We start from the raw sequence: 18106 nt of genomic DNA on the forward strand, positions 1-18106 counted from the left end.
GTCGGCGTTCGTCGAACTGTCGGGATCGATCCGATCGATTCGCTGAAACAGTTTTCACAAAAAGAAAACCCCACGCGGTGCCGGGGCGCCGCGCGGGGAATTTGACCGGCCGTATCGGCTCAATCAGCCTGCGATGAGCGTGCGGACCTTCTCGGCCACGGCCTCGGCAGTGATGCCGAACTCTTCGAACAGAGTGGCCGCGGGCGCAGAGGCGCCGAAGCCCGACATGCCGACGAAGGCCGCCTTGGCTTCGCGGCCGCGTTCACCGAGAAGCCATTGATCCCAGCCCATGCGCACGCCGGCCTCGATCGCCACACGCACCGCACCGCCCGGGAGGATCCGTTTGCGATAGGCCTCATCCTGCGCGGCGAAGAGCTCCATGCAGGGCATGGAGACGACGCGCGTCCCGATGCCTTCCTTCTGCAGGATATCGCGCGCGGCGAGCGCCAAGGAGACTTCCGAGCCGCTGGCCATCAGGATCGCCTGGCGCTTGCCATCGCTATCGGCGAGCACATAGGCGCCCTTGGCCGTGAGGTTCGCGGTCTTGTGCTCGGTGCGCACGGTGGGCAGGCCCTGCCGCGTGAGCGAGAGCACCGAGGGCGTCGTCTTGCTCGATGCCGCAATTTCCCAGGCCTCGGCCGTCTCGACGGAATCCGCGGGCCGGAACACGTAGGTGTTGGGCGTCGCGCGCGAGATTGCGAGATGTTCGACCGGCTGGTGTGTCGGCCCGTCTTCGCCGACACCGATGGAATCGTGGGTCATCACGAAGGTCGTGGGGATGCCCATGAGCGCGGCGAGGCGCATGGCGGGGCGGGCGTAGTCGGTGAAGACCATGAACGTCCCGCCGTAGGGGCGGATTTGGCCATGCAGGGCCATGCCGTTCATCACTGCGGCCATGCCATGTTCGCGGACCCCGAAATGCACATAGCGGCCCTTGCGGTTCTCGGGCGAGAAGACCTCCATGTCGGCGCTGCGGGTGTTGTTGGAGCCGGTGAGATCGGCCGAGCCGCCCACGGTTTCCTTCAGGATCGGGTTGATCACGTCGAGCGCCATCTCGGAGGATTTGCGCGTGGCCACCTTGGGCGCGCTCTCGGAGATCAGCTTTTTGTGCGCGCGGATCGCGGAGGCGAGGCGCTTGGGCACGTCGCGCGTCAGGGTGCGCTCGAACTCGGCCTTGCGGCCCGCGCCGGTCTCGGCCAGCCGCGCCTCCCATGCCTCGCGCTCGGCCCGACCGCGGGCGCCGTGGGCCTCCCACGCGGATTTGACCTCCGCCGGGACCTCGAACGGCCCGCCCGTCCAGCCATAGGCGGCCTTGGCATCGGCGATGAGCTGCGGATCGGTGAGCGCGCCGTGGCCCTTGGAGGTGTCCTGCGCCGAGCTGCCGATAGCGATGTGGGTCTTGCAGGCGATCATCGAGGGCTTGCCCGCGGCTTTTGCCTTGGTGATCGCCTCGTCGATGGCGACCGGATCATGGCCGTCGATCGACTGGACATGCCAGCCCGCCGCCTTGAACCGCGAGACCTGATCGGTGCGGTCTGACATATCGACGGTGCCGTCGATGGTGATGTTGTTGTCGTCGAAGAACAGGATCAGCTTGCTGAGTTGCTGGGCACCGGCGAGGCCGATCGCCTCGTGGCTGATGCCTTCCATCAGGCAGCCGTCGCCGGCGAAGACATAGGTGTGGTGATCCACGAGCTTCTTGCCGTAGCGCGCGCGCAGCATCTCTTCGGCCATGGCGAACCCGACCGCGTTGGCGAGGCCCTGGCCCAGCGGGCCGGTCGTCGTCTCGATGCCCTTGGCGTGGCCGTATTCGGGATGGCCGGCGGTGATGGCGCCCCACTGGCGGAAGTTCTTGATCTGCTCCAGCGTCATGTCCTCATACCCGGTCAGGTAGAGCAGCGCGTAGAGCAGCATCGAGCCGTGGCCATTCGACAGGATGAACCGATCCCGGTCGGCCCAATCGGGGGCGGCGGCGTCGAATTTGAGGTGTTTGGAAAACAGAACGGTGGCGATGTCAGCCATGCCCATGGGCGCGCCGGAGTGGCCGGAATTGGCAGCGGCGACGGCATCGAGCGTCAGCGTGCGGATGGCGGCGGCCTGCATCCAGTGGTCGGGATTGGCGGCGCGGAGAGCGGCGAGATCCATGGCGGCGGTTTCCTCAAAGGCGATTAGGGTCTTGGCCTCTTAGCAGTCAGGCGGCGAAGTTCAAGCGCCGACTTGCCCGATGGGTGAACTTCGTGGGACAAGGCATTGATTCCGTGTTTGCGCGGTGCGACACTATCTTTCGTATGCGGCCAGAAGGGCCCGAATGTAAGGGGCAGGCATGAGTGAAATCGAAGAGCTTGAAACCCGTTTGAGCGCGGCTCTGGCGCGGATCAGGCAGGGGATCGAAGCGCGTGCGGTCGGGGGTGAGCCCGAGGCGCCCGGCGCCGATCCCGAGGCCTTGGCGGAGGCTCGCGCGGCGCAAGAGGCCGCCGAGACCGAAGTTGAGGAATTGAAGGCTGAGTTGTCGGCGACGCGGGCGCGGCTGCGCGGCCAAGTGCGGGATCTGGAATCTGAACTGGCCGAAAAGGGCGAGGCGCTGCGCGCGCTGGACGCCACCGTGCAACAGCTCAAATCGGCCAATGCCGCGCTGCTTGCCGTTACGGCGCAGATGCGCGACGCGGCGGTGAGCGGGCTTGAGGCTTCCGCCGTCGAGGCGGTGATCGACGCGGCGATGAGCGCCGAGCTGGACGGGCTGCGCGCCGCGCGCGCGGCGGAGAGCGCAGAGGTTGGCGCGATCCTTGCCACCCTCGCACCCGTGTTGGATCACGCCGAGACGGAGGAGGCGTAAATGCCTGAAGTAAAAATTGAAATCGGCGGACGGAGCTTTGCGGTCGCCTGTCAGGAAGGCGAGGAACAGTTCCTCTATTCGGCGGCGAGCCTGCTCGATCGCGAGGCCCAGACGCTGCTCGAACAGGTCGGGCGGATGCCGGAGGAACGGATGCTGCTGATGGCGGGGCTGATGCTCGCCGACAAGCTGGTGGGCTCCGAGGAGCGGGCTCGTGCGGAGCGGGCTGAAGCCTCCAAGCTGGTCCAGCAAATCGAGACACTCAAAGCCGCCCCGGCCGAACGGGTCGAGATCCCGGTCGTGCCTGACGCGCTCCGCGAGTCGCTGGCGGAAATGGCGGCGCAAGCCGAGGCCCTGGCTGACCGGATCGAGGAATCCGAGGAAAGCTGATCGCGCTGCCGCGAGCGGTTCAGATCAGGCCCTGATCCGACAGGGACGCGAGAGCGGTGTCGAGCGGCGCGTGCGCTTCGGCCGGTAGAGGCAGGAGCGGGCGCGGCAGCTCGGCGGTGATCAGCCCGAGCTTTTGCCCGATCGCATAGATCAGGCGCAGGCTCCCATAGCGGGCGCAGAGCTCCAGCAGGGGCGCGAGCGCGGCGTCGATACGGTCTGTTTCACTGTGGTCATCGGCCGCGATCGCTGCGGCCATCTGGAGGAAGGGCTCCGGCAAAAACCCCGCAATCGCGCTGAAAAACGCATCCGCGCCGCCGCTGAGCGCCGCGCGCATTCCGCAATCGTTGCTGTAGCCCAGCACGAAGCTGTCCGGCAGCTGCGGGCGCAGACGCGCGATTTCCTCGGAAACCGATCCCGAGACGGGCAATGGCATTTTCACGCCCTCGATCCCCGGCACTGCGGCGAGGGAGCCGAGCAAGGCGTCCGAAAAAGTGAAATGCGTCGTGCCGGGATTGTTGTAGATGCAGAGCGGCAGGGCGGTCGCCTCGGACACCGCTTTGAAGTGAGCGAAGACCTCATTCTGCGTAAGCGGCGTGTAGGACACGGGCGCGAGCAGGAGCCCATCGGCCCCGGCCGCTTCGGCATGGCGCGCGTGGCCGATCACCGCGTCGGTGCGCATCGCCCCGATGCCCACAACGAGCGGCGCGCGCCCGTCAAGCGCCGCCGCGGCAGCCTCCACGCTGCGCCGCCGTTCGGACGCCGAAAGATAGGCATAGGTGCCGGTGCTGCCGAGCAGGCCAATCGATGCGATGCCGGGCCTGACGAGCATGTCCAGATGCCGGCCAAGCGCATCGGTATCCACCACTCCGGCCTCATCCGCAGGCGTAATGGTGAATGCGGAAAGCCCCGAGAATACAGACATTTACGGAGCCTTCTTTCTGTGGCGCGTGAGGTGGGGTCAGGCGTTGGCTTCGCGGATCTTCTCGAAGGCGCCCGCGTCATAGGTCACACCCTGATCGGCCAGGAGCTGGTCAAGCTCGCCCGAAAGCGTCATCTCGGTGATGATGTCGCAGCCCCCGACAAACTCGCCCTTGACGTAAAGCTGCGGGATCGTGGGCCAGTCGGAATAGTCCTTGATCCCCTGGCGGATCTCCTCATCGGAGAGCACGTTCACGTCGTGATACTCCACCCCGATGAAATTGAGAACGCCGGCAACGCGGCTGGAGAAGCCACACTGCGGCATCATCTTGGTGCCCTTCATGAACAGCACCACGTCATGGGCTTTCACGGTGTCGTCGATGGCGGTCTTGGCGTCGGTCGTCGTCATGGTCATAGAGCTCCGTCTGCTCGGGGGGGCTTGGGGCCCCGTTTATCTCAGTCCGGCGCGCGCGTGGTCAGGGCCAGCGCGTGCAGTTCTCCGTTCGAGCCGTCCATCTTGCCCTTGAGCGCGGCGTAGACAGCGCGTTGCTGCTGCACCCGGTTCATGCCGCGAAAGCTCTCGTCGATCACTTCGGCGGCGAAATGCGCCCCGTCATCGCCCTGAACGGCGATCCGGGCGTCCGGGAAGCTCTCCCGCAGGAGGTGTTCGATGTCTTGCGCTGTAATGGCCATGCTCGGGGCTCCTGGCGGTCTTTTCCCAAGATGTAGAGATGCGGGGCGCTGGCTGCAAGTGCGCAGCCGCCCGTGCGGCGCTGCCCAGGGCTCCGGCGAGCCCGCGCAGCAGGGCGCGCAGCTCCGGCAGATCCCCGGCGGCAGCGGCGGCGGTCTCCGGCGTCATCGGGCGCGCGAGGTGGTCGCGGTGCTCGCGGAGCGCGGCGCGGTCGGCGGCGCCAAGCGGCAGGGCCTCGGCCGCGTCCAGCATCTGGAGCATTTCGTGGATCGCGCGCATGTGGCGGAAGCTCTCCATCATCGGCGCGGCGAGCGCGGGCTCCGTGCGCCAGGATTTTCCGGCGTAGAGCTCCTGCGTGATCCGTTGGCCCGCACCTGCGCAATCATAGGCGACGCAGCCGGGAAAGCCACGCGCGGTCAGATCGCCATGGATCGTGCAGCCGTGGGTTTGGCCGGTCCGGTCGAGGTTGGGGCAGGGCGCCCCGGCCGGTTTGTCGATGGCAAAACGCGAGCCCGCGTCGAGGTGGAGCGCGAGACAGCAGAGCGCGGCGCAGCGGCCGCAATCTGCGGTCAGGTCGATCAACTCAGCTGCTCGGCGAACGCGCCGCGATAGGTTGCGGCGAGTTCGTGAAGCGGAGCCGAGACGCTGCCGAAACTGATGGCATCGCCGCCCACCTTGCCGATGCTCGTGAGCGGAACCCCGGCTTGACCCGCGGCGATCATGAGCCATTCGGCCTGATCGAAATTGCAGGCGATGAGGTAGCGGCCCTGATCCTCGCCAAAGAGCGTGGCGGTGTCGTCGGTGTCGAGGGTGAGGCCGATGCCGGAGCCTTCGGCAAGCTCGAAGGCCGCGAGCGCGAGCCCGCCATCGGAGAGATCGGTGCAGGCCTTGATCTGGGCGTGGTTGGCGCGGATGAAATCACCGTGGGCCTTTTCCGCTGCCAGATCGACGTGGGGCGCGTCACCATCCTCGCGATTGAAGACTTCGGCCAGAAGCGCCGACTGGCCCAGATGGCCACTGGTTTCGCCAAGGAGCAGGAGCACATGGCCCTCGCGGATCTCGGTGCCGATGAGGGCGGTCTCGTCTTCGATCAGCCCGACCGCGCCGATCGTCGGCGTGGGCAGGATCGCCTGGCCGTCGGTCTCGTTGTAGAGAGACACATTGCCCGACACGATGGGCATGTCGAGCGCGGAGACCGCCTCGCCGATGCCGCGCAGAGCGCCGACGAACTGGCCCATGATCTCGGGTTTCTCGGGGTTGCCGAAATTGAGATTGTCGGTCGTGGCCAGAGGTTTGGCGCCCGAAGCTGAGAGATTGCGATACGCTTCCGCCACCGCCTGCTTGCCGCCCTCTACCGGGTTGGCGCGCACGTAGCGGGGCGTTACATCGGAGGTGAAGGCGAGGATCTTTTCGGTCCCGTGGACGCGGATGAGCCCCGATCCCAGCCCCGGTGTGCGCAGCGTGTCGGCCATAACCTGGGTGTCGTATTGCTCATAGACCCACTGTTTCGCCGCGTAGTTCGGCGAGGCGAGCAGCGCCCGCAGCCCGTCGATCGGGTCGATCCCGGGCACGTCCGACAGCGGCTCCGCGGGGGGCGTCTCGACAAAGGGCCGGTCATATTCCGGGGCCTCGGACGAGAGCTTGGAAAGCGGCAGATCGGCCTTGGTCTCGCCGTGGTGCAGGATGAGGAACCGGTCCTCGGCGATGGTCTCGCCGACGATGGCGAAATCGAGATCCCACTTGTCGAAGACTGCGCGGGCGTCGGCTTCCTTTTCGGGCTTGAGGACCATGAGCATCCGCTCCTGGCTTTCCGAGAGCATCATCTCATAGGCGCTCATCGCCTCTTCGCGGCAGGGGACTTTCTCCAGATCGAGCCGGATGCCGAGCCCGCCCTTGTCGCCCATCTCGACGGCAGAGCAGGTCAGGCCCGCCGCGCCCATGTCCTGAATCGAAATCACCGCCCCGGTCTGCATCAGCTCAAGGCAGGCTTCCATCAGCCGCTTTTCGGTGAAGGGGTCGCCCACCTGCACCGTGGGGCGCTTCTCTTCGATGGTGTCGTCAAACTCGGCAGAGGCCATGGTTGCGCCGCCAACCCCGTCGCGGCCCGTCTTGGCGCCGAGATAGACCACCGGCATGCCGACGCCGGAGGCCGCCGAGTAGAAAATCTTGTCCGCATCGGCGAGCCCCGCGGCAAAGGCATTGACGAGGCAGTTGCCGTTATAGGCCGGGTGGAACCGGACTTCGCCGCCCGCGCAGGGCACGCCGAAACAGTTGCCGTAGCCGCCAACCCCCTCGACAACCCCGTGCACGAGGCGCCGCGTCTTTGGGTGGGCCACCTCGCCGAAACTCAGCGAGTTCATCGAGGCGATGGGCCGCGCGCCCATGGTGAACACATCGCGCAGGATGCCGCCCACGCCCGTCGCCGCGCCCTGATAGGGCTCGATGTAGGAGGGGTGGTTGTGGCTCTCCATCTTGAAGACGACCGCCTGCCCGTCGCCGATATCCACCACGCCCGCGTTCTCGCCGGGGCCGCAGATGACCTGGGGGCCGGTGGTGGGCAACTGGCGGAGCCATTTCTTGGAGGACTTATAAGAACAGTGCTCGTTCCACATGGCGGAAAAAATGCCCAGCTCGGTAAAGCTCGGCTCGCGCCCGATGATCTCAAGGATGCGCGCGTATTCGTCGGGGCTGAGCCCGTGCGCGTCGATCAGTTCGGGCGTGATGGTGGGCTCCTGCATGGGTCATCCTCGGGTCGTTGCCGGGCGCCGCGCGCCCCTTGGCCGCTCTTTACGGCAAGGGCGGGCAGGGGGGAAGGCCCCGATTGCGCATCGCCAGGGCCGGCGCCGGGCAAAACGGCCGGGCGGCGTCTGCGCAAGGCGCCGCCGCGCGAAAGCGCCATGCGATGAAGGGGGCGGGTCGCGAAAGGCGGGCACGAGAGGCGCCCGCCCGTGATGCGTGTTGCGCAGGTTCAGCCGCGTGCGCGACTGCGCCCGATCAGGCCGAAAAGGCCGAGCCCGCCAGCGAGCAGCGGAAGGCCCGCCGGAAGCGGGATGGGATCGATGCGCGCGGTCACGCTGGCTGTGGCCGTGGCAAAGAGGAAGGAGAGCGGTCCAGTTGCCGACAAGTCGATCTCCGGAGCTGATCCGAGTGCGAAAGAGAGTGCAATGGACTCGAGACCCAAAGAGCTCACGAAGGTAATATCGTCAGCCAGCACTCCGGCGCCGATCGCGACTGGAAGCAAGGATCCGGCGGAAGATTGGTCACCAGCGGCGCTGGAGAGGGTGAAATTCATAGCGGAAATGCTGAACCCGACTGAGGTCAGCTCGAAGGCGGTGACTTCAGAGCCCTCAATGATGTTATTCGCGTTGTCATCGGTGAAGTCGAACCAGCCGGAGAGGGACCCTCCGGTCAGGGGACTGCCGGTGAATAGGTCTTCGAAGGCGGAGGTCGACGAGACGTCGAATGTGACGGTGCTGGCCAGGGTCGGCGCGGCCTGGAGGCCGAGGATGACCAATGCGGCGCCTGCGGCGCGGGTGAAAAAGGAAAAATTCAAGGTTCGTTACTCCTGACGGTATTCGTGACGTGTGAGACCGGATCTCACCGGACCCGCGACCGGTCGGACGTTAACATTCTGTAAAGGTCTGACAAGAAGAAAGGCCGCGCGCGGATTCAGCCCAGGCGGGTAGACCCGACGCAGGGACGGGGCACGGGGCGCGCTTTGCGCTTGCGTGCAAGGGTTCGGAGCGCTGTGTGCGTGGGGCGGAGCCGCGCGCATGGCCAAAAAAAAGGCCGAGCACTAAGCTCGGCCGAAGTCCAACAGGGAGGTATGAAGATGATGTGCGATTAAGCAATCATCGCCTTCCGGGCTCAGATAGTGTGCAGTCTGAAAGCGATCAAGCGTTGAGGGCCGGGTTGAGCGGCATAGCCGATATGCGCCGAACGCATGGCTGGTCCATGCGGTCGCACTCCGAGCGGCGCGGAAGCCGCCGAACTTTCGGGGACGTTCTGGTCAGGGGGAGGGCGCTCAGGCCGCGGTGTCGCGCCCGGTCTCGCGCAGCATGCGCCGCTGGGCGGTGATTTCCTCCTGCACGAAATCGCGGAAGACCGCGACGCGGCGCGATTGGCGCAATTCCTCGGGGAAGGCGAAGAAGACGGGGATGTCTGAGGATTCGATCTCGGGCAGGACCCGAACCAGATCGGGGAACTCGAAGCTGAGGTAATGCGGCAGCACCCCGATGCCGAGGTGGTTGCGCACCGCCTGAAGCACGCCGAAGTAGTTGTTGACCAGCAGCCGCGAGGGGACGTCGTTGCTCCACAGCTCCTGCACCAGCTGGGCGCCGGCGCCGACCTGGGCGGAGGAGACGTTTTGCGAGATCAGGCGATAGTTGGTGATATCGGCCATGGTCTGGGGCTGGCCATGGGTGGCGATATATTCGGGCGAGGCATAAAGGCGCATGTTCACGCTCATGAGCCGCTTGCGCACGAGGTCCGCCTGGCTCGGCTCTTTCATCCGGATCGCCACATCGGCCTCGCGCATCGGCAGGTCCAACACGCGCTCTTCGAGCATCAGGTCGATGTTGAGTTCGGGGTATTTCTCGTAGAGCTTGGCCAGCCGCGGCGCGAGCCAGAGCGTGCCGAAGCCGATGGTGGTGGTCACGCGCAACTCGCCGAAGACCTCTTCCTCGCTGTCGCGAATGCGCGCCGAGGCGGTTTCGAGCCGCTTGGCCATCGCCGCCGTCGCATCGAACAGAAGCTCGCCCTGTTCGGTCAGGATGAGCCCGCGCGCGTGGCGGTGAAAGAGCGTCGCGCCGAGGCTGTCCTCCAGCGCACGGATCTGGCGGCTGACGGCGGATTGGCTGAGATGGAGCACATCGCCCGCATGGGTGAGGCTGCCCGCATCGGCCACCGCATGAAATATCCGCAATTTATCCCAGTCCATCATCGCCTGCCTCATTTACCACAACTACAAGGTTAACTCGTTCACGAATCGCACCGCACCATCGCCGAAATCGCCCCCCGCTCTAAGCGGAATGAGCCGAAATCCGGCAAAAAATCCCGAATGTGCCCGAAGGGGCGCAACTGTCGGATCGGTCGGGGCGGGGAAAGGGCGCGTGTCGCCGGGGCGGGGCGCGGGGCGCAAGATGCCCGGAAAACGCACTGGCAGGGATCATTTTGCTTCCGAAACGGGCGGTTTGTGGAGTAAGGACGCGCAAGTTTTTCGAGTCCCGCCCACCTCAAGCCCCACGCCGTGCCAAGCGCAGAGACAGCCATGCTCAAGCCTCCCCAGATCGCCAGAGACATCAGCTACAGCCATTCCGCCGAGACCCGCGCCGGGCGCGCGCTCATCCGGGTGATGGAAAATGCCACCGGCCGGATCCGGCTGATCCGCCGGGCGCGCGGCTATGAGGACGAGGTCGCGGCGGGGCGCGATTTCTGGGAGGTGATGGTGGAACGCTACGGGCTCTCGCTCGACGTGATCCGCGGCTCGCTGGAGGACATCCCGCGCGAGGGGCCGCTGATCCTCATCGCCAACCACCCCTACGGCATTCTCGACGGGCTCATCATGGGCCATATCCTGTCGGTCCGGCGCGAGGGCGATTTCCGCATCCTGGCCCACCGGGTTTTCCGCAAGGCGCGCGAGCTGGACAAGATCATCCTGCCGATCTCCTTCGACGAGACCAAGGAGGCGCTGGCCCTCAACCTCCAAACCCGGCGCGAGGCGCTGAGCTATCTGTCCTCGGGCGGGGCCATCGGCATCTTCCCCGGCGGGACGGTTAGCACAAGCGCCACGCCCATGGCGCGGCCCTTCGATCCCTATTGGCGCGGCTTCACCGCCCGGATGATCGCCCGCAGCGATGCGCAGATCGTCCCGATCTATTTCGACGGCCACAACAGCCGCCTGTTCCAGCTCGCGAGCCATCTGCATTGCACCCTGCGCATGGGGCTCTTGATCAAGGAATTCGGCCAGCGGACGGATCGGCCCGTGCGGCTTGCCGTGGGCAAGCCGATCCCGCATGCGCAAATCGCGCCGCTCAAGGGCGACACCCGGGCGATCATGGAATTCCTGCGCCGCGCCACTTACGCACTGGCGCCTGAGCCCGATCTGCCCTATGGCTACGGCTTCGAATTCGAAGCCAAACACAAGCTGGATGCAGGGCGGACCCATGGCGGTGGGAATATTTGACAGCGGTCTGGGCGGGCTTACGGTCCTGGACGCGGTGAGCAAGCGGCTGCCCGATGTGCCTTTCGTCTATTTCGGTGACAACGCCCATGCGCCGTACGGGGTGCGCGATGCCGATGACATCTATGCGCTGACCACCTCGGCGGTGGAGCGGATGTGGGCGGCGGGCTGCGATCTTGTGGTGCTTGCGTGCAATACCGCCTCGGCGGCGGCGCTGCGCCGGATGCAGGAGAGCTGGATCCCACCGGAAAAGCGCGTGCTTGGTGTTTTCGTCCCCCTCATCGAGGCCTTGACCGAACGGAGCTGGGGCGACAATTCGCCGCCGCGCGAGGTCTCGGTCAAACACGTGGCGCTCTTTGCGACGCCCGCGACCGTGGCCAGCCGCGCGTTTCAGCGGGAGCTGGCGTTCCGCGCCATCGGTGTGGACGTCGAGGCGCAGGCCTGCGGCGGGGTGGTCGATGCGATCGAGGATGGCGACATGATCCTCGCCGAGGCGCTGGTGCGCAGCCATGTGGACGCGCTCACGCGCAAGATGCCCAGCCCCGAGGCGGCGATCCTGGGCTGCACCCATTACCCGCTGGTGCAAGAGGTGTTTCAGGACGCCCTTGGCCCCGATGTGGCTGTCTACTCGCAAGCCGATCTGGTGGCCGAGAGCCTTGCCGACTACCTTGAGCGCCATCCGGCGATGCGCGGGGCGGGCGAGGAAAGCATGTTCCTCACCACCGGCGATCCGCGCCGTGTCTCGTCGCGCGCGACCCAGTTCCTGCGCCGCCCGATCAGCTTCACGCCCGCCTGACGGGCGCCACCCATCCCAACGACGCCAACGACATGGAGGCATCCATGAGCCACTCAATCGCAATCCTCGGGGCCTCGGGCTACACCGGCGCCGAGCTCGTTCGCCTCATCGCGACCCATGGCGGCATGGAGATCACCGCGCTCGGCGCGCATTCCAAGGCCGGCCAGACCATGGCCGAGGTCTTCCCCCATCTGCGCCATCTCGACCTGCCGGTCATGAGCAAGATCGATGAGATCGATTTCTCCGGCATCGATCTCTGCTTCTGCGCCCTGCCGCACAAGACCAGCCAGGGGGTCATCGCCGCCCTGCCGCGCGATCTGCGCGTTGTCGATCTCTCGGCCGACTTCCGGCTGCGCGATCCGGCCGCCTATGAGACGTGGTACGGCAACCCGCACACGGCGGTGGAGATGCAGGGCGAGGCTGTCTACGGGCTCACCGAGTTCTACCGCGCCGAGATCCGCGCCGCGCGGCTGGTGGCGGGCACGGGCTGCAACGCGGCCACGGGGCAATACCTCCTTCGGCCCTTGATTTCGGCGGGCGTGATCGGGCTCGATGACATCATCCTCGATCTCATCTGCGGCGTGAGCGGGGCAGGGCGGAGCCTGAAGGAAAACCTGCTTCATGCAGAGCTTTCCGAAGGGGTGCAGGCCTATGCGGTCGGCGGGACGCACCGGCATCTGGGCGAATTCGATCAGGAATTCAGCGCGCTCGCGGGCCGCGACGTGCGCATCCAGTTCACGCCTCACCTCGGCCCCTTCAACCGCGGCATCCTCGCCACCGGCTATGTCCGGGGTGAGGCCGAGGCGATCCATGCGGCCTTTGCCGAGGCGTATGCGGGTGAGCCCTTCCTGCGGCTTCTGCCGCTGGGGCAGACCCCATCGACCCATCACGTGCGCGGCTCCAATTTTTGCGATATCGGCGTCGCGGCGGATCGGATCCCGGGCCGCACGGTGATCACGGCGGCGCTCGACAACCTCACCAAAGGCAGCAGCGGGCAGGCGCTTCAGAACGCCAACCTGATGCTCGGCGAGCCGGAAACCCGCGGCCTCATGCTCGCGCCGTGTTACCCGTGATCGGAGGCAGGCGATGGCAGCGCTCGGCGGACTGAAGAAGAAACGGCGGATCCAGATCATCGCCATCGCGGTGGTGGCCCTGACACTCGCCACCGCGCTGGTCGGCTACGCGCTACGCGACGGGATCAACTACTTTCGCGCCCCGAGCGAGGTTGTCTCCGAGCCGCCCGGCCCGGGGGAGACGTTCCGCATCGGCGGGCTGGTCGAGGACGGCAGCCTCCAGCGCGGGCAGGGCGGCGTCGTCCGCTTCCGCGTGACCGACGGCGGCGCGTCCGTTCCGGTTGTGTTTCGCGGTGTCCTGCCGGATCTCTTTGCCGAGAATCAAGGCATGGTCGGTACCGGAAAATACATAGATGGCACGTTCGAAGCCTCTGAGATTCTTGCCAAACATGATGAGACCTACATGCCGAAGGAAGTGGTGGACGCGCTCAAGGATCAGGGCGTCTACCGCGAGCCGGACGCAGCGGAGGGAAATCGTTAACGCAGGCGGGGCATTCTGCTCAGCGGTGGCAGTGTGGACGGAGGGACATGCGAGCAGGAGTACGCTCAAATGCCCACGGTGCGTGAAATAGCAGAAGAAATCGTCGCCCGCGAAGGCGGCTTCGTCAATGACCCGGACGATCCGGGTGGGGCGACAAACTATGGTGTCACGATCCACACCATGCGTCGGTTGAGGCTCGACCTCGATGGCGATGGGGATGTGGACGTGGCGGATGTACGGCGGCTGACAAAGGAGCAGGCGGTTGACATTTTCATCCGGCACTACTTCGAAAAACCCCGGGTCGCGGAGTTGCCCAAGGTGCTCCAGCCGTCGGTTTTCGACATGTATGTCAATGCTGGCGGCAACGCGATCAAGATCTTGCAGCGGCTGCTGACGCAGATGCATTTTCCTTGCGTGGCCGACGGGGTGATCGGCCCCAACACGATCAAGGCGGCGCATGATGCCTATCGCGTGGCGCCCGATCATCTGGCCGATGCCTACGGGATTGCCCGTCGCAACTACTACTTCGCCATTGCCGACCGCCGCCCGGCGAGCCGGAAATACGCGCGCAGCCGCGCCGGCGACAAGGGCGGGTGGATCCGCCGTGCAGAAGAGTTCATCGCCCCGCAATATCATCTCGATACGCGCGGCTTTCAGGAAAGGGTCGCGAAATGGGGTTGATTGACGGGATCTTGGGCGCGGTGTTCGGCGGCGGGCGCAATGTTTTGGTCGACACGGCCGAGGTGTTTCGCGTCAACCGCGAGGCCGAGTCGAAGCGGGCGTTCCAGATGCACGCGGCGGCGATGGCGTCCCATTCGGCCGAGTTTACCCGCGGTGGCAAGGGCTGGTTCGACGGGTTCATGGACGGGCTCAACCGCATTCCGCGGCCCGCCATGGCGCTCGGCACGCTTGGCCTTTTCGGCGCGGCGATGGTCGATCCGGTCTGGTTCGCCAGCCGGATGCAGGGCATCGCGCTGGTGCCCGAGCCGCTCTGGTGGCTCCTGGGCGCGATCGTGTCGTTCTACTTCGGCGCGCGGCATCAGGCCAAGGGCCAGGAGTTCCAGCGCTCCATCGCCGACACCGTGGCGCGCACGCCGGCGGTTGTCGAGAACATCGGCGCGCTGGACCGGTTGCGCTCGGATGTCGTCGGCGTGGCCGAGACGGGGCCCGATGCGGTGCTGGAGAAAACCGCCACCAAATCGGGAGAAAATCCGGCGCTGGAGGCGTGGAAACAGTCGTTGACCTGACGCGTTCAAGGATTGAGGCAAAGATCATACGGCAGGAAAGGCGGCCCCCTCGGGTCGCCTTTGTTCTTGTGCGGGGTACCGGAGTGCAGGTGTCAACCTGACAGGCTCAGCGCGGGATAGGCGGCGCCCGGCTTGCCTGCGACGCTTTGGCATTGGCGGGCCGCGCCCACGCGGGTATATCTTGCCGCATGATCACAGAGCTAGGCCATTTCGCCCTGATCCTCGCATTCCTCGTCGCGATCGTGCAGGCCGTCGTGCCGATGATCGGCGCGCATAAACGTTGGCCCGGCTGGATGGCCGTCGCCGAGCCCGCAGCCACGATCCAGTTCGCGCTCGTGGCGCTCTCCTTCGGCGCGCTCACCCACGCCTTCGTCACCTCCGACTTCAGCCTGCGCCTCGTGGTGCTGAACTCCCACTCGCTCAAACCGATGCTCTACAAGATCACCGGGGTCTGGGGGAACCACGAGGGCTCGCTCCTGCTCTGGGTCCTGATCCTGACGCTCTTCGGGGCCTGCGGCGCGTGGTTCGGCGGGGCATTGCCGCCGACCCTGCGCGCGCGCGTCCTCTCGGTGCAGGCGGCGATCGGTGTGGCCTTCATCGGCTTTACGCTCTTCACCTCCAACCCCTTCCTGCGCGTGGCCGTTCCACCCTTCGACGGGCAGGACCTCAACCCGCTCTTGCAGGATCCCGGCCTCGCGTTTCACCCGCCTTTCCTCTATCTCGGCTATGTTGGCCTCTCGATGGCTTTCTCCTTCGCGGTCGCGGCCCTGATCGAAGGCCGGGTTGATGCCGCCTGGGGCCGCTGGGTCCGGCCCTGGACGCTGGCCGCCTGGCTCTTCCTCACGCTCGGCATCGCCTTGGGCAGCTGGTGGGCCTATTACGAGCTTGGCTGGGGCGGCTACTGGTTCTGGGACCCTGTCGAAAACGCCTCCTTCATGCCCTGGCTTCTGGCCGCGGCGCTCCTGCATTCCGCAATTGTGGTGGAGAAGCGCGAGAGCCTGAAGGCATGGACGATCCTGCTCGCCATCCTCGCTTTCGGCTTTTCGCTGATCGGGACATTCATCGTCCGCTCCGGCGTGCTGACGTCGGTCCATGCCTTCGCCAATGATCCCGAACGCGGTGTGGTGATCCTCGCGATCCTCGGGGTGTTCCTCGGCGGGGCGCTCACGCTGTTCGCCGCCCGTGCGGCGAGCCTCGAGGCCAAGGGCGTCTTCGGCCTCGTGAGCCGGGAATCGGCGCTTGTTTCCAACAACATCCTGCTCGCCGTGAGTTGCTTCGTGGTCTTCACCGGGACGATCTGGCCGCTCGTGGCCGAGCTCCTGATGGACCGCAAGCTCAGCGTCGGCGCGCCGTTCTTCAACCTCGCCTTCACCCCCTTCATGATCCTGCTCGCGCTGATCCTGCCGGTGGGTGCGATGCTGCCGTGGAAACGCGCGCGGCTCGGCCGGGTGCTCTGGCAATTGCGATTTGTCGCGGTGTTGGCGCTGGCTCTGGCGGGGCTCGTCTGGGCCGTGCAATCGGGCCGCAGCCTCATGGGCCCGGTGGGCGCGGGGCTTGGCGCGTGGGTTTTGGGCGGCGCGGCGCGCGATCTGCTCCTGCGCGCGGGCCAGCGTCCAAGCCTTGCGCGCCTGAGGCGCTTGCCGCGCTCTGAATGGGGCAAGGCGGTGGCCCATGCGGGGCTCGGGATCACCATCTTCGGCATCGCCGGCATGACCGCCTGGGAGGTCGAGGATATCCGCGTCGCCGAGATCGGCGTGCCCTTCGAAGTGGCGGGCTACGAGGTGACCTTGCGCGGCGTGGAGGAGGTCCGCGGGCCCAACTATCTAAGCACCAAGGGCGAGATCACCCTCGCGCGCGGGGGCGATCTCGTGGCCAGGCTCTATCCTGAAAAACGCGTCTATCCCGTCGCGAAAATGCCCACCACCGAGGCCGCGATCGACAACGGCGTGCTGCGTGATCTCTACGTCGTGCTCGGCGATCCGCAAGTCGGTGGCGGCTGGGCGGTGCGCACCTATGTCAAACCCTTCGCCAACTGGATATGGGCGGGGGCGGTCATCATGGCCCTCGGCGGAACGCTGAGCCTGACCGACCGGCGCTTCCGCGTGGCGGCGGGCGCAGGCCGCGCTGCGCGGGATGCGGTGCCGGCGGAATGAGGCGCCTCGCTCTCATACCGGCGCTGATCCTTTGCCTTCTCGCGGCGCCGCTTGTCGCGGTCCAACCTGATGAGGTCCTTGATGATCCGGGCCTCGAAACGCGCGCGCGCGGTATTTCAGCCGGCCTGCGCTGCCTCGTTTGCCAGAACGAGAGCATCGATGAGAGCAACGCGCCGCTTGCGCGCGATCTGCGCCTTTTGGTGCGCGACCGGCTCGTGGCGGGGGACAGCGACGCGGAGGTGGTGGATTTCATCGTCGCGCGCTACGGCGAGTTTGTCTTGCTGCGCCCGCGCGTTGGCGGGGGCAACTGGCTGCTCTGGGGCGCGGGGCCGCTGATGCTTCTCCTCGCGCTGGTGATCGCGGGGGGCTATCTGCGCCGCCGGGCGCGCGCGCCGGAAGCGGCGGACACTCCGCTCAGCCCGGAGGAGACCGCACGGCTCAAGGCCCTGCTCGGGTCTGAGCCCGGGCCCCGGTGACGCAGGGTTCTCCTTTGCCGATGCGCCACCATCTCCTATTCCGACAGCAGGATCACAGCACGCGAGGGGCGCCATGATTTACGATGCGATCGAATACGAGGTCCGCGAGGGCGTGGCCGTGGTGGCGCTGAACCGCCCCGACGTGATGAACGCGCTCAATTCCCAGATGCGCGCCGAGATCACCCACGCGGTGACGGCGGCGCAAACCGCGGCGCGGGCGATCGTGCTCACGGGGCGCGGCCGGGCCTTCTGCTCGGGTCAGGATCTGGGCGATGGCGGCTCGGCCGCAAGCCTCGACGTGGAGCGCACCCTGCGCGACGAATACGTGCCCATGCTGAATGCCATCGTGAACAGCCGCATCCCCACCATCTCCGCCGTGAACGGCCCGGCCGCGGGGGCAGGGGCCAACCTCGCGCTCGCCGCCGACGTGGTGATCGCGACCGAGAGCTCCTATTTCGTACAGGCCTTCACCCGCATCGGCCTCATCCCGGACGCGGGCGGCACCTATTTCCTGCCGCGCCAGATCGGCTCCGCCCGGGCCATGGGCGCCGCGCTCTTCGCCGACCAGATCAGCGCCCGGCAGGCCGCCGACTGGGGCATGATCTATGAGGCCGTGGCGGACGCCGAATTCGAGGCCCATTGGCAATCCCGCGCCGCCAAGCTCGCCGCCGGGCCAACCGTGGCCTACCAGCACCTCAAGACGGCGCTGCGCGGCTCCTTTGAGAACAGCCTCGACGAGCAACTCGCGCTGGAGGCCCAGTTGCAGGGCGAATGCGGCAAGACGCGGGATTTCAGCGAGGGGGTCATGGCCTTTTTGCAAAAGCGCCCCCCAAGCTACGAAGGGCGGTAAGCGCCCGCACAAAAGATGTC

Annotated in this window: 19 protein-coding genes; 11 read left to right on the plus strand and 8 right to left on the minus strand. The window is 66.4% G+C overall.

What is annotated here, in order from left to right; genetic code table 11:
- Window positions 1-123 precede the first annotated feature (123 nt).
- Window positions 124-2145: a transketolase gene (tkt, locus tag BM353_RS01185; protein WP_092075781.1), complete on the minus strand. Its 2022-nt coding sequence runs from the start codon at window positions 2143-2145 to the stop codon at window positions 124-126.
- A gap of 178 nt (window positions 2146-2323) precedes the next feature.
- Between tkt and BM353_RS01190 the strand changes: the two genes are divergently transcribed.
- Window positions 2324-2833, plus strand: a complete 510-nt coding sequence (locus tag BM353_RS01190; protein WP_092075783.1) for a hypothetical protein — start codon at window positions 2324-2326, stop codon at window positions 2831-2833.
- Window positions 2834-3220 (plus strand): cell division protein ZapA, encoded by a 387-nt coding sequence (locus BM353_RS01195; protein ID WP_092075785.1) that lies wholly within the window; start codon window positions 2834-2836, stop codon window positions 3218-3220. It abuts the gene before it with no gap.
- A gap of 19 nt (window positions 3221-3239) precedes the next feature.
- Here the strand turns inward: BM353_RS01195 and BM353_RS01200 are convergent, their stop codons facing one another.
- From BM353_RS01200 to BM353_RS01230, 7 genes are all read right to left on the minus strand, one after another.
- A complete protein-coding gene (locus BM353_RS01200; RefSeq protein WP_092075787.1) occupies window positions 3240-4142 on the minus strand; it encodes a dihydrodipicolinate synthase family protein in 903 nt (300 codons plus the stop codon).
- Window positions 4143-4178: 36 nt separating this feature from the next.
- The gene (gene grxD, locus BM353_RS01205) at window positions 4179-4547 is read right to left on the minus strand and encodes a Grx4 family monothiol glutaredoxin (RefSeq protein ID WP_092075789.1); all 369 of its coding nucleotides are present in this window, start codon (window positions 4545-4547) and stop codon (window positions 4179-4181) included.
- A gap of 47 nt (window positions 4548-4594) precedes the next feature.
- Complete coding sequence (locus BM353_RS01210; RefSeq protein ID WP_092075791.1) at window positions 4595-4831, minus strand: BolA/IbaG family iron-sulfur metabolism protein; 237 nt, start codon at window positions 4829-4831, stop codon at window positions 4595-4597.
- Window positions 4752-5411, minus strand: a complete 660-nt coding sequence (locus BM353_RS16510; protein ID WP_143104072.1) for a hypothetical protein — start codon at window positions 5409-5411, stop codon at window positions 4752-4754. The genes BM353_RS01210 and BM353_RS16510 overlap by 80 nt, the downstream gene beginning before the upstream one ends.
- Window positions 5408-7567 (minus strand): phosphoribosylformylglycinamidine synthase subunit PurL, encoded by a 2160-nt coding sequence (purL, locus tag BM353_RS01220; protein WP_092075795.1) that lies wholly within the window; start codon window positions 7565-7567, stop codon window positions 5408-5410. Before purL ends, BM353_RS16510 begins: the two co-directional genes overlap by 4 nt.
- 230 nt (window positions 7568-7797) lie before the next feature.
- Entirely contained in the window at window positions 7798-8382 is a 585-nt protein-coding gene (locus tag BM353_RS16820; protein ID WP_177220418.1) for a hypothetical protein, read from the minus strand.
- Window positions 8383-8853: 471 nt separating this feature from the next.
- Window positions 8854-9768: a LysR family transcriptional regulator gene (locus BM353_RS01230; protein WP_092076448.1), complete on the minus strand. Its 915-nt coding sequence runs from the start codon at window positions 9766-9768 to the stop codon at window positions 8854-8856.
- A gap of 330 nt (window positions 9769-10098) precedes the next feature.
- Here BM353_RS01230 and BM353_RS01235 point away from each other — a divergent pair, with 330 nt between their 5' ends.
- The 9 genes from BM353_RS01235 to BM353_RS01275 all read left to right on the plus strand — a co-directional run bounded on the left by BM353_RS01235 (window position 10099) and on the right by BM353_RS01275 (window position 18086).
- Window positions 10099-11013: a lysophospholipid acyltransferase family protein gene (locus BM353_RS01235; RefSeq protein WP_092075799.1), complete on the plus strand. Its 915-nt coding sequence runs from the start codon at window positions 10099-10101 to the stop codon at window positions 11011-11013.
- A complete protein-coding gene (murI, locus tag BM353_RS01240) occupies window positions 10994-11806 on the plus strand; it encodes a glutamate racemase (protein WP_092075801.1) in 813 nt (270 codons plus the stop codon). Before BM353_RS01235 ends, murI begins: the two co-directional genes overlap by 20 nt.
- A 44-nt stretch (window positions 11807-11850) precedes the next feature.
- Complete coding sequence (gene argC / locus BM353_RS01245) at window positions 11851-12879, plus strand: N-acetyl-gamma-glutamyl-phosphate reductase (protein WP_092076450.1); 1029 nt, start codon at window positions 11851-11853, stop codon at window positions 12877-12879.
- Window positions 12880-12892: 13 nt separating this feature from the next.
- Window positions 12893-13360 carry a cytochrome c maturation protein CcmE gene (ccmE, locus tag BM353_RS01250; RefSeq protein ID WP_092075803.1) on the plus strand — a complete coding sequence of 156 codons (468 nt, stop codon included), beginning with the start codon at window positions 12893-12895 and terminating at the stop codon, window positions 13358-13360.
- A 69-nt stretch (window positions 13361-13429) separates the two neighbouring features.
- Window positions 13430-14041 carry a holin-associated N-acetylmuramidase gene (locus BM353_RS01255; RefSeq protein ID WP_092075805.1) on the plus strand — a complete coding sequence of 204 codons (612 nt, stop codon included), beginning with the start codon at window positions 13430-13432 and terminating at the stop codon, window positions 14039-14041.
- The gene (locus tag BM353_RS01260; RefSeq protein WP_092075807.1) at window positions 14032-14607 is read left to right on the plus strand and encodes a holin family protein; all 576 of its coding nucleotides are present in this window, start codon (window positions 14032-14034) and stop codon (window positions 14605-14607) included. The genes BM353_RS01255 and BM353_RS01260 overlap by 10 nt, the downstream gene beginning before the upstream one ends.
- 188 nt (window positions 14608-14795) lie before the next feature.
- Window positions 14796-16760, plus strand: coding sequence for a heme lyase CcmF/NrfE family subunit (locus BM353_RS01265; protein ID WP_092075809.1), 1965 nt, complete (start codon window positions 14796-14798; stop codon window positions 16758-16760).
- The gene (locus BM353_RS01270) at window positions 16757-17236 is read left to right on the plus strand and encodes a cytochrome c-type biogenesis protein (RefSeq protein WP_092075811.1); all 480 of its coding nucleotides are present in this window, start codon (window positions 16757-16759) and stop codon (window positions 17234-17236) included. Before BM353_RS01265 ends, BM353_RS01270 begins: the two co-directional genes overlap by 4 nt.
- A gap of 73 nt (window positions 17237-17309) precedes the next feature.
- Window positions 17310-18086 (plus strand): enoyl-CoA hydratase-related protein, encoded by a 777-nt coding sequence (locus tag BM353_RS01275; RefSeq protein WP_092075813.1) that lies wholly within the window; start codon window positions 17310-17312, stop codon window positions 18084-18086.
- Window positions 18087-18106: the final 20 nt, after the last annotated feature.

It is taken from the genome of Poseidonocella sedimentorum (genome assembly GCF_900116005.1).
GTDB lineage: Bacteria > Pseudomonadota > Alphaproteobacteria > Rhodobacterales > Rhodobacteraceae > Poseidonocella > Poseidonocella sedimentorum.